Source organism: Photobacterium sp. DNB22_13_2, assembly GCF_052873915.1.
In genome coordinates, this window is the sequence record NZ_JBNNXU010000014.1 from 104,586 (window position 1) to 116,711 (window position 12,126).

Below are 12,126 nucleotides of genomic sequence, written 5' to 3' on the forward strand. Positions count from 1 at the left end.
AGGCAACCCAAGTGGGTTGCCTTTTCATCACATGAAACAAGCAGAATTACTTAACAATCATTAATCGCATTACGCACACGTTTGTCCGACACCGGGTAAGGGGTACCCAACTGCTGGGCAAAATAGCTCACACGAAGCTCTTCAATCATCCAGCGGATCTCTTTCACCTTCTCAGGGACAGGCTGACCTTTAGGGATCTTATTCAGTAGCTCTTTATAATCAGAAACCACCGATTCGATTTTCAGAATATGCATACGGTCTTTATTCGGATCGATTGGCAACTTCTCCATTCGACGCTCGATAGCCCGCATATAGCGAAGAATATCAGGCAACTTCTTCCAACCACATTCCGTCGCAAAGCCTTTGAAAATCAAACTTTCAATTTGCGCCTTAATGTCAGACAGCGCAAAGGCCATCGATAGATCAACACGGCCTTTGAGTTTCTTGTTGATATTGAATGCTGTGGTTAGGATCTCTTCAACTTGCTTGGCGATATCCACTACCGTATCACCGAGCTCTCCACGCACATGTTCTTTCAACACTTCGAACGCTTCAGGTTGCCAAACAATGCCGCCCTTTTCATCGATCAATTTATCGATACCACAAGCGATACAGTCATCAATCAAGTCCATCACTCGCCCGTAAGGGTTAAAGTACAAGCCCAGCTTCGACTTGTTCGGCAAGTTAGCATGCAGATATTTAATCGGTGAAGGTACGTTCAATAAAACCAAACGGCGTTGACCTTGCTGCATGGCTGTACGCTGCTCTTCTTCGGTCTCAAACAGCTTGATACCGACAGAATCTTTGTTATCGACGATTGCAGGGTAAGCTTTCACTTCAAAACCACCGCGTTTTTGCTGATAGCGTTCAGGTAACTGACCAAAGCTCCATGTCTTCAATCCTTCCTGCTCGATATCATCGTCGGCCACTTTCGATAACGTTTCTTGAACCTTCTCTTTCAAGCCATCTTTTAGGCTATAAAGATCTTTACTCTCACGCAGTTTACGGTTGCGATGATCAACAACACGATAAGTGATCTTCAAATGATCCGGTACCTGTTCAAGGTTCCAGTCTTCACGCAATACCGTCACACCAGAAATACGCTTGAGCTCTTTTTCCATCGAGTCAAGCAGCGGCATGGCCATTGCTTCTGCACGGGACAAGAACGCATCAGCATAATTGGGCGCAGGCACAAAGTTACGACGTACCGGTTTTGGTAGCGATTTAATTAGCGACACCACCAGCTCTTGACGCAAGCCTGGGATCTGCCAATCAAAGCCGTCGGGTTCTACTTGGTTTAGAATAGGTAGCGGAACATGTACCGTTACACCGTCACTGTCTTCACCTGGCTCAAACTGATAACTCAGCTTAAGTTTCAAGTTACCCTGATGCCAGAAGTTAGGATAATCCAAATCGGTAACATGGCTTGCATCGCCCTTGAACAGCATTTCACGTTCAAAGTTAAGCAATTCAGCATTTTCACGCGAGGCTTTCTTCCACCAAGAATCGAAATGACGGCCAGATACCACAGTGTGTTCAATACGCTGATCATAGAAGTTAAACAGCTCATCATCGTCGATCAATATATCGCGGCGGCGAGACTTGTGCTCCAACTCTTCAACTTCACGCAATAACTTGCGGTTCTGCTGATAGAATTTGTGCTTGGTATCCCAATCCCCCTCTACCAATGCCGAGCGAATGAAGAGTTCACGAGAGATAACAGGATCAATATTGCCGTAATTGACTTTCCGCTTAGCAACTACCGGAATGCCATAAATCGTCACTTTCTCGAAGGCAGCGACAGATGCCTGCTTCTTCTCCCAGTGAGGTTCACTGTAACTACGTTTCAGCAAGTGCTCCGCTAGCGGCTCAACCCATTCCGGCTGGATCTTAGCCGCAATACGGCCCCATAAGCGTGATGTTTCCACCAACTCGGCGACCATTACCCACTTGGGCTGTTTCTTGAAAATGCCTGAGCCCGGGAAGATATTGAAGCGTGCATTACGGGCACCTTGGTATTCATTCTTCTCCTGATCTTTTAGACCAATATGAGAAAGCATACCGGCAAGAATTGCAGTATGAATACCTTGGTAGCTTGCTTCTTGCTCATTGATACGGAATTCAAGCTCTTTGACAACTTGGCTAACTTGGAAGTAGATATCCTGCCACTCACGTACACGCATGTAATTGAGGTAATCTTTCTTACACTGTCGGCGGAACTGATTACCGGACAGCGCTTTTTGCTGTTCTTGAATGTAGTCCCACAAGTTAACAAAAGTCACAAAATCCGACTCTTTATCATTGAATCGACGGTGCTTTTCATCAGATGCTTGTTTTTTGTCCGATGGTCGCTCACGCGGGTCTTGAATAGACAGTGCACAAGCAATGATCATCACTTCACGCAATGAACCATTCTTAGGCGCTTCCAACACCATACGGGCAAGCCGTGGGTCAATCGGCAAACGGGCTAACTGGCGACCAATCACTGACAAGCGCTTACGCGGATCTGTTGCCTTGGGATTAATAGCACCTAACTCTTCAAGCAGGCGGATACCATCTTGGATATTGCGATTATCTGGCGCTTCAACGAATGGGAAAGCTTGAATATCACCAAGACCAATTGCCGTCATCTGCAAGATAACTGATGCTAGGTTAGTACGAAGGATTTCTGGATCGGTAAACTCAGGGCGAGACAAGAAGTCTTCTTCCGAGTACAGACGAATACAAATACCTTCAGCCACACGACCACATCGACCTTTACGCTGATTAGCACTCGCTTGTGAAACAGGCTCGATAGGAAGACGCTGTACTTTCGTACGGTAGCTATAACGGCTAATGCGCGCAGTACCTGGGTCGATAACATAGCGGATGCCCGGCACCGTCAACGAGGTTTCAGCCACGTTAGTCGACAGTACGATACGGCGGCCAGCATGAGACTGGAACACGCGATTCTGCTCACCTGCCGACAATCGGGCATAAAGTGGCAGTATCTCGGTATCGCGCAGGTTTCGCTTCTCTAGTGCATCGGCGGTATCACGAATTTCTCGTTCACCGTTCATGAAGATCAGGATGTCACCTAGCCCTTCATCGCAAAGTTCATCAACCGCGTCAAAAATCGCTTGAAGCTGATCACGGTCGTTGTCTTCGCTGTCTTCAGATACTGGACGGTAACGGACATCTACAGGATAAGTACGCCCTGACACCTCAATGATAGGGGCATTGAAGAAGTGCTTAGAGAAACGCTCAGGGTCAATGGTTGCCGATGTAATAATGACTTTTAAATCAGGGCGTTTTGGCAGCAATTCACGCAAATAACCCATGATAAAATCGATGTTTAGACTGCGTTCGTGGGCCTCATCGATAATGATGGTGTCATACTGGCTCAAGAAGCGGTCGTTCTGAATTTCGGCCAGCAAGATACCGTCAGTCATTAGCTTGACCTGACTACGATCCGATACTTTATCGTTAAATCGAACCTTATAGCCAACATACGAGCCCAATTCACACTGAAGCTCCTCAGCTATACGACTCGCTACCGAGCGTGCCGCCAAACGGCGTGGCTGAGTGTGGCCGATCATGCCCTTGGTACCAAGCCCAAGCTCCAAGCAGATTTTTGGAAGCTGGGTCGTTTTACCTGAACCGGTTTCACCGGCAACAATCACGACCTGATTGTTCTTAATAGCTTCGGCAATTTGATCTTTTTTCTGGCTGACCGGCAACAACTCTGGATAAGAGATTTTCGGACGCTGGGTAGTACGCATTTCAACGGTTTGCATCGACTTGGCAATGTCTAGTGCAATTTCATCAAACACGGCATGCTTTGCCTGCTCTTTCTTGATTCTGGCCGCACCTTGCACGCGCTTGTGCAAACGAAACTGATCGCGAATCATGCAATCTTTAATCGCGGCTTTAAGGGTTTTGTCGTTGTTTAAAACGTTAGCCTGAGGAGTATTCGACTGAGTCAATGGAATTCCTGATATTTCAGCTGGGTATTTCACAAAATTGGACGAATTCTACCACAATTCTCTGGTTTTGCGGCATACGAGAATTGCAGCCCAATTTCAGAATAAATGTATGACATAATTTGCAGCAGTTTTATGTCTTCAGGTATTATTTTGTCGCAACTTCATATATAGAGTAAAAATAATGAAAAAAACACTAGTTAGCCTTGCGCTTGCAGCTGTGATGGCATCACCTGCTTTTGCTAACCAACCTGTACAGCTTTCAGTACCAGGCAACAACCTGCCTGACGGCAATGTTCATGGTTTCCGTGCTTCTCTTCTTTACGGACAGACTCCATCTGTAACGGGTTTCCAGCTACCTATGCTAGGTTTGGCTGAATCTCAGACTTTCAAAGGTCTGAGCTTCGGTATTCTGTTTGGTGCCAACCGTGTTACGGGTGACTCTACCGGTGTTAAATTCGGTCTAGCTAACTGGAACGACAACACAGCAACAGGTGCAGATTTTGGCTTTGCCAACTACACAGGCAGCCAATTCACTGGCCTTCAGTTTGGTGCGCTTAACTACGCAGGTAGCCTAAACGGTCTTCAGTTTGGTTTCATCAACGCCACTGACCGCATTGAGAAAGGTATTCAGATTGGTCTAATCAACTATGACAAATCTGGTACTTTCATCAGCAAAGATATCCCAGTATTCCCGATTATCAACGCCCGTTTCTAATTACCAATACTGATAAATGATTGCAGTCCGGAGCCAAGACTCCAGACTGCTATTTTTCAGTAATTCCTGCCCCCTCTCTCCGACCCTTTTTGTTGAATAACTGCTGACTAAACACCCAACTAAACAGTGCGTAAGGAACTCCAAGCCTATCTAAAGAGTCATATACTTAATAGAAATGAAACTTGAGGCTCAGCATGTTCAAACAATTGCGTACGATTTTCCGCCAAGTCATGAATGAAGGAACTGATGGCGGCGCTGTAGATACCCCGACCCTTCACCTCTCCATGGCATGCCTGCTTTGTGAGGTGTCCAATGCCGATCACAGTGATGATCCAAGAGAAATCCAAGCCAAGCGCCACCAGCTTGTTTATTTGCTAGATATCAGTGAAGAGAATGCCGATGCGCTACTGGATAAAGCGCGAATGCAAAGTAAGTCATCCGTATCCCTGTACGACTTCACAAGTAAACTACGCACCTTAGAAGCAGAGCAGCGTTATGAGCTTATTGAAGCTATGTGGCAGGTTGCCTATGCCGACGGTGTATTAGATCCGATGGAAGAAGCAGTGATCCGCCAAGTGGCCGAACTGATCTATGTCGACCACTCCGAATTTATTCGTGCGAAATTAGCGGTGCAGAAAAGCTTGAAGGACAACTAACACCTAACCATAGAATATCTTTAAGTATCTATTTTTAAGCACTTGTGAACTAGAAGTGAGTGACAACGGCCAAACCGTTTTGTATTATTATATTTCAAATGTTTCTCAAATAATTCTTAGTGTGAGCAAATGAAAACAATCTTATGTTTTGGTGATTCGAATACTTGGGGCTGTTCTCCTGATTTACCACGCAGATACAATACTGATGAGCGCTGGACAATGCTGCTCCAGTCACATCTAGCACCAAATTACCGAATAATTGAAGAAGGTCAGAATAGCCGTACAACAGTGCTTGAGGATCCTTATGAGCCAGGTAAAAAAGGACTCGATTACCTTTTGCCTTGTCTGGAGAGCCACCATCCTGATCTCGTTGTAATTTTACTTGGCACTAACGATCTTAAATCTCGCTTCAATGTCACCGCCAGTGATATATCCAAAGGTGCTGCACGTTTAGTTCAGGTCATACAGAACTTTAAGCATTCATTTATGCCAAAAGCACCTGAAGTTTTGTTGGTTTCTCCCGCTCATGTATACGAAGTGGACCCATTGAAAGAAGGCTTTACTAATGCTGAAGCGAAGTCGAAAGAGCTTTCTCATTACTATGCGCTACGCTCAAAAGAATTAGGCTGCCATTTTCTAGATGCAGCAACCTTCATCACCCCATGTGAACGAGAAGGTATTCATTGGCAAGTTGACCAACATCAGAAGTTTGCAACAAAGTTAGCAGAGATCATACCTACTCTACTGCCAACAACATAAGTTAGCATGTAAAGAATCTACGATAGGATATGGAAAACACAATATCATTGTAGAAATTTTTTTAACCTCGTGATGCCAGCCAGAAGCTAGAGATATCTGACTTCTGGCTCTATTGCACTACCTGCGTGGATTATCCACATGAATATAGCTATCACCTTGACGTTTATAGTAAAAGTTATCAACGATCGCATAACTTACCCCAGAAATAACCGCAAATGTTGCGATCTTAGGCAAACTATTTCGTTGATAATGTTTATGTGATGGAGCCGGTTTTTTGTTAACAACAACGACCTTTGTTGGTGACTTTTTTGCAGGTGCTTTCACAACGGTAACCTTATTGCTTTTATTGTTAGGATTGTGGTTATGCTTTTTTGCTTCAACTCCCGAAGACATACCCAAGCCACATACAATCACAAAGGCTGTGACAATAGATTTCACTGTATGTGGATTTAAACCACCTTTTTTAGCATACGGATGTAAATTCATAACGGACCTCTTTTCTGTTATGAACACTGTACATTAATTTATTTAAAATAACGTTTTTTTAGGTAAAGTAATGTCAATATCTATTTGATATCTAACTTAATGCTCTTTTTTTGCTAGATTCTCAGTCATCACCCCCGTGATGCGCTCAAATTCTTTCAGCTCTTCGTTACTAATCCCTTTCATCATTTTCTCATTCATCTGACCATCAATAATGGCTAGATTCGCCAAAATCTTACTGCCTTCACTAGTAACCAACAAACGTTGGCTTCGTTTATCTTCTGGGTTTGGCACTTTTTCGATCAAGCTCTGTTTAATCAATTCATTGAGCAAACGGGTCACCTGAGCTTTGTCGCGATTTAAGAATTGAGCAATATCAACAGCAGTACATATTTGTTTTTTCTTGATAATTTTCAGTACACGCATATGCATTGGCGTAATGCTCAAATCCAGTTGCTCAATATGTTCATGCATGTGGCGCTTTAGCATATGGACTAAGTGAAATACGCTTTCTAGTGACTTTGACTCTGACATCCAGGTCTCCTTAAATAAAATTTAGTTGACATTATCAACCAAAACACTATAGTTGACATTATCAACTTAATTGAGAGCAAATTCAAGTCTGGAGAATAAGATGACTGTAGAAACAACAATGACAGCCCCCTTTCCCACTCAAACGAAAACACCTTTGATCTACAAGGTACTGGTAGTGTTAGGAATGATGACTTTGATGGGGGGCACTTTGACTGGAGTCATGACATACACGAACGTCGGTTTCACCGACACATTCTTAATAGACTGGCTAACTTCATTCCTTAAAACTGTCCTGCTAATGATGCCAATCGGGATGGTCATGATGACATTGGTCACCAAACTCATTACCAAGCTTATGCCAAATGCAAGCGAGCATAAACGAAACCTCGTCGTGGGTTTGAGTATGGCCGTAATTATGGAGTCTATTATGGCCTTTACGACGACCGCGAATAACATTGGTTTTAGCGACGTAAATCAGTTTACCCATAGTTGGCTACAAGGCTTTCTTGCAGCCCTGCCTGTTGGCCTAACTTTGATCACTTTGATCTCATTAACAATTAAACCGAAAATCGAACGATTTCTAAAAAGCTAAGTTATTCCATTGAATAAATTGGCGAATGAAGCATTGATAAATCTGGAGAGAAACATGAAACAGTCAAACCACTACCGTATTACTATCGAGCACACAAATACTGAAAGTGAAAACAGCGCACAAACGTTGCAGTTTGAAATGCAAGACCGCGAAGATATGTTTGCTATTGTTGAAAAGCTAAAGCAAGGCAGCGGCTTGGATGAGCAAACGTCTACCCGTGTTGGTGTTGCGTTGCGTCTACTTGGTCCTGCGATGATGCAAGACCGTAAGCACCCTGTATTTGTAGATTTCTTCCCGCACTTCAAAACATTCATGCAGAATTTGAAAAGCAAGTTGAAAGACAACAGTTAATCTTAAATATAGAAAAACCAAGCTGCCCAATTTCCATCGGCATTATATAGGCAGCTTCAGGTTTATACAGCAAGCCATGACTCAACTTAATCGTAGCATCTAGCGAGCTCGCTACAAATTGCCCCATACCATAGACTGACCTTACTACCTCACATCAATCGTCCGACTGGCTTTACGATATTGTACCTTCCACCCTTGCCAGCGTGGCAGTTCCCAGCGCTTTGGATCGGCTTTGCGATTCCCGCTTTCATGGACGGCCAATACCAGTTTTCGGGCTATATGGTATTCAATCCGCATGGTGAGATCGGTCAACAAAACCTTGTAAGGATAGGCTTGGTCAAAATCGGCGCGCTCCCAATCAGGTATACCATTAAAAATGAAGTCATCAGTCGTGAATAACTCGAAGTCTTCAGCTGACTCGACCCCAAGCGCTTCTATTTGCTCACTAAGCCATTGGCGAACTTCTACAGGCTGTGCTGCACGAGTACACACATCAGATTGGTATTTGCCCATAGCCAAGTACAAATTCCATTGATGGATATCAGCTGTGATTTTTCCGCTTAACCCAGGCAAAATTAAACCAGCCAGAATCATATCGACAAATGTATCGTGAGCAGAGGCCCCTTCCGGTGCTACCCAGTCAGATTTAATCACGCGTCCGGCATATACCTGCTGTTTTTCAACCAAACAACCGTCATCCGACACACGCGTTTCGCCGAAGATCGCTTCCCCCATATCGACCTGATTCATCAAATCAAAAGTGATTGGTGCCATACATGTAGCCAACACCAAATTTTGTTTAACCCCTTTACCTGGCAACGCAAACTGGTCAAACACAATCGCAGCTTCGGCATTTTCAGGGAAGCGACTCTCACGACCTGTACTCACTTCACTAAAACCATTGCCTAATGCCTGCCGCCTTTTCTGACGACAGACAAAAACCAACTCAGGAGCCGCTTTCATTACTGCCATCAGCCATACATCTCTTTTTACCGAAGACGCCACTTCAAGTGCTGGCAACCCGAGGGCCTCACGCATCTGCTCAGATAGCATTCTCGCTTCAGCCAACACATCCTTGTCAAAACTTAGCCATTCCGGCTCACTACCGCGCAATAGCTTAATAAGCGCCATCGCGTCACAGTGCTTTGGTTCCCATTGCGCCAGTTTTTCACGGGCTTCTTCACCCGACGGCATCTGCCAAACCCTCTGATAGACACTCAGCGAGGCAGCAAGATCGACCATGGCTTCACGGCTGGCTTTATCAGGCATCGCCGTGATTAGATGGGCAAACAATGTATCAATGGGTAGTGGATATAAGATTTTCCCGTGCTCTGTCGCCGCCCCGTCATTATTGATTGCCTGCATTTGCAAAAGTTTATCCTTAGCAAGCAACATAGATTTTTCAGGTACGGTATCAACAAAGCCCAAGGTCTCGAATGGGTAACCACAGCAGGCTGCTGCAAGCATGGACTCAACGAGCTCTTCACGGTGCATTTCTGGAGGGGTGATAAACTCAAGCGGTGCAGCCTTGCCATATAACCTGACACACGTACCGTCCGTCACTCGCCCTGCCCGCCCTTTTCGCTGCTCGGCACTGGCCTTGGAAATCGCATGTAACCCCAGCACTGTTCGGCCATTGCGCTGGTGAGTTCGGCGCTCTAGACCAGTATCAATAATCAAGGTCACGCCGGGGATCGTCAGCGAGGTTTCCGCTACATTGGTAGCCAGAATAATCCGCTGTTTATCACTTTCGGTCAGCGCGCGATGACGCTCATCATCACTGACCGAAGCATGCAAAGGAATGATGTCGAGCACACCCAATTCAATGTGATCTCGCAAAGCCTGCTTCAGCGTCGAAAGACATTGCGCGATTTCTTTTCGGCCCGGCAAGAACACCAAGATATCTTGATGATCTTCATACCGGGTTACGACTGCTTCTTTAACCTTCTTTTCAACATGGCGGCTGTCTGGCATGTTGCGGCTATCGGTCGCAATATGTTCAACTGTTACCTGGAAATTTCGCCCTTCAGCCCGTAAACACTCACCTTGAAGGTAAGTCGCCAGTCGTTCGCTGTCCAAGGTTGCTGAGGTCACTACCAATCGGTGATTGTCTTTCTGCTTGAGCATCGACAACAGCAAATCAGTATCCCAACGCCTTTCGTGGAATTCATCAATAATAACCGTGGTAAAACTTGCTAACCCATCTTCACTCAGCCAACGTAATGCGACCCCGGGTGTGACAAACACAACCTGCGTGTCATCGGAAAAATAATTCTCAAAGCGGATTGCATAACCCACTGACTCACCGATTTTTTCAGTCTTTTCACCAGCCACAAATTCAGCCAATGATCGACACGCGACTCTTCGGGGTTCAACCACTAAAACGCGTCCGCGCTCTGCAGCCCATAGAGGTAGTCGAGTAGACTTGCCCGATCCGGTTTCTGCCGATACGACAAGGTGAGAATGTTCAAGAGAAGCAAGGAACTCGGCTTTGAGCGAGTCAATAGGCAATGAGATAGACATGATAGGGTTTTATTTCAACAACATGACCTACATTGTGACAAGAATTATCACCTATGTCATGGCTAGCCTTTCAAATGAGACCACTTTCGGTAAATGGCAGTAATGACCCAACATACCACCAAGGTGTAAACAACTGCAGTCATGACACTCAGCAACCGGTTTTGGTACGACTGGTAAATATTAAAATCAAATCGATCGGCTTGTAGCAACAATAAAGCAAAAGGCGTTAACGAGTAGTGTGCCAAGTGCTTAGCCCTTGGGTGATAAATGATCGTTGCCAGTAGCAAGCAAGAGAGGAAAACCACAATAAGTGGAAGAAGGTACCCGCTTGTCGTCAGTATTTGCCCCTGAAAGTATATGACGTACCCGACCACCGCCAATGCTCCGCCCAACAAATTAGCGCGGATAAAATCCCAGCTGACTTTGGCAATATGACTAATCTCTGGATAAAAGCTAATCACACTGACTGCCACTATTACCATGTAATACTGCTTCATATCAGTGTATGTGAACAATATCAGCAGTGGCATAAAAACCGCTAATACTACCCACTCTTTATTCATTAAAGGCGGGGTCGTATCAGTGTCGGAATGAGAGTCGTCGGTATGACTTTGTATGGGTAGCAAAGCATACATGATATAGCTTACCACCATGGCTATACCCAACCCCAGCAGCAAGCTCGCGGTAAGTGGCACTATAAGCGCTTGGTTTACAATACCTATAGCTGATACCAAAACGATACTCACGACTCGAATAGGAGCATGAATGGGATTGGGCTTTAATCGATCGAAACGGTGACAAGCAAAAATCACCGCAGCATTAACAAGTAAAAATATCACGGGGGACAGCAAGTAAGAGAATGCAATCAACGCACCGGCCGCTGCCCCTACCACCGCGGTCACAAACACCTTACAGTATTCTTTTAGTGGCATAGCTGGCAATTGCAGCATCATAATATGCAAGCTGAGCAAAGGGCAAAAGAACGAAAATGGCCAATCAAAAATTAATGTGATCGCAACACACAATGTAAACGTCAGAGCCAGTTTTAGCTGACGAGAAATACCACTATTTACCATGGCCATAACCACCTTGCCCCTGCCTCACTCTACTATTTCTTTTACGCCAGATTGTTTGCCAACTCTAAACAGAGTTTGCGAAGCGACTCCACATCTTCAGTCTTCATACTGGACTTGGCTTCCAGTTGAGCCTTGAGATCCTTAGCCTTCTCACGAAGAGCAAGGCCTTCGCTGGTCAGTGAAATGACTTTTTTTCTCTCATCCTCTTGTGAGATTTTTCGGGTCAACAGCTGCTTAGCCTCGAGGCGTTTAACAATCGGCGTTAATGTACCAGAATCTAAACGTGCGCTCTGCGAAAGTTCTTTCAGGCTGACTCCATCGCTGTACCAGAGTGACTGCATCACAATGTATTGCGGATAAGTTAAGTCAAATTCGTCCAGCAACGGACGATAGGCCCTGACCAACGCATTCGAGGCGGTATACAAGGCAAAACACACATTGTCAGAGAGCTTCTGGGCCATACTAAGATCCG

Annotated in this window: 11 protein-coding genes; 5 read left to right on the top strand and 6 right to left on the bottom strand. The window is 45.2% G+C overall.

Translation table 11 applies throughout. The features are described 5' to 3' along the window. Positions 1 to 50: 50 nt before the first annotated feature. The gene (hrpA, locus tag ACVA58_RS18985) at positions 51 to 3,965 is read right to left on the bottom strand and encodes an ATP-dependent RNA helicase HrpA (RefSeq protein ID WP_446511929.1); all 3,915 of its coding nucleotides are present in this window, start codon (positions 3,963 to 3,965) and stop codon (positions 51 to 53) included. 181 nt (positions 3,966 to 4,146) lie between these two features. On the opposite strand from hrpA, the gene ACVA58_RS18990 reads away from it, so the two are divergent. The 3 genes from ACVA58_RS18990 (at position 4,147) to ACVA58_RS19000 (ending at position 6,095) form a co-directional block, all read left to right on the top strand. After that, entirely contained in the window at positions 4,147 to 4,680 is a 534-nt protein-coding gene (locus ACVA58_RS18990) for an LA_2272 family surface repeat-containing protein (protein WP_446511930.1), read from the top strand. A 194-nt stretch (positions 4,681 to 4,874) separates the two neighbouring features. Beyond that, positions 4,875 to 5,336 (top strand): tellurite resistance TerB family protein, encoded by a 462-nt coding sequence (locus tag ACVA58_RS18995; protein WP_446511931.1) that lies wholly within the window; start codon positions 4,875 to 4,877, stop codon positions 5,334 to 5,336. A 129-nt stretch (positions 5,337 to 5,465) separates the two neighbouring features. Continuing rightward, a complete protein-coding gene (locus ACVA58_RS19000; RefSeq protein ID WP_446511932.1) occupies positions 5,466 to 6,095 on the top strand; it encodes an SGNH/GDSL hydrolase family protein in 630 nt (209 codons plus the stop codon). Positions 6,096 to 6,212: 117 nt separating this feature from the next. Here ACVA58_RS19000 and ACVA58_RS19005 read toward each other — a convergent pair whose 3' ends face one another. Then, the gene (locus ACVA58_RS19005; RefSeq protein WP_446511933.1) at positions 6,213 to 6,581 is read right to left on the bottom strand and encodes a hypothetical protein; all 369 of its coding nucleotides are present in this window, start codon (positions 6,579 to 6,581) and stop codon (positions 6,213 to 6,215) included. Between the two features lie 96 nt (positions 6,582 to 6,677). Continuing rightward, positions 6,678 to 7,112: a MarR family winged helix-turn-helix transcriptional regulator gene (locus tag ACVA58_RS19010; protein WP_446511934.1), complete on the bottom strand. Its 435-nt coding sequence runs from the start codon at positions 7,110 to 7,112 to the stop codon at positions 6,678 to 6,680. A 100-nt stretch (positions 7,113 to 7,212) separates the two neighbouring features. Here ACVA58_RS19010 and ACVA58_RS19015 point away from each other — a divergent pair, with 100 nt between their 5' ends. Both ACVA58_RS19015 and ACVA58_RS19020 read left to right on the top strand, forming a co-directional pair. Next, positions 7,213 to 7,704, top strand: coding sequence for a DUF2798 domain-containing protein (locus ACVA58_RS19015; protein ID WP_446511935.1), 492 nt, complete (start codon positions 7,213 to 7,215; stop codon positions 7,702 to 7,704). Positions 7,705 to 7,758: 54 nt separating this feature from the next. Continuing rightward, positions 7,759 to 8,055, top strand: a complete 297-nt coding sequence (locus ACVA58_RS19020; protein WP_446511936.1) for a DUF3861 domain-containing protein — start codon at positions 7,759 to 7,761, stop codon at positions 8,053 to 8,055. 144 nt (positions 8,056 to 8,199) lie between these two features. Here ACVA58_RS19020 and ACVA58_RS19025 read toward each other — a convergent pair whose 3' ends face one another. From ACVA58_RS19025 to ACVA58_RS19035, 3 genes are all read right to left on the bottom strand, one after another. Then, positions 8,200 to 10,578: a helicase-related protein gene (locus ACVA58_RS19025; RefSeq protein ID WP_446511937.1), complete on the bottom strand. Its 2,379-nt coding sequence runs from the start codon at positions 10,576 to 10,578 to the stop codon at positions 8,200 to 8,202. 62 nt (positions 10,579 to 10,640) lie between these two features. Continuing rightward, positions 10,641 to 11,660 (bottom strand): DUF2955 domain-containing protein, encoded by a 1,020-nt coding sequence (locus ACVA58_RS19030; protein ID WP_446511938.1) that lies wholly within the window; start codon positions 11,658 to 11,660, stop codon positions 10,641 to 10,643. Between the two features lie 35 nt (positions 11,661 to 11,695). After that, positions 11,696 to 12,115 (bottom strand): MarR family winged helix-turn-helix transcriptional regulator, encoded by a 420-nt coding sequence (locus ACVA58_RS19035; RefSeq protein WP_446511939.1) that lies wholly within the window; start codon positions 12,113 to 12,115, stop codon positions 11,696 to 11,698. Positions 12,116 to 12,126: the final 11 nt, after the last annotated feature.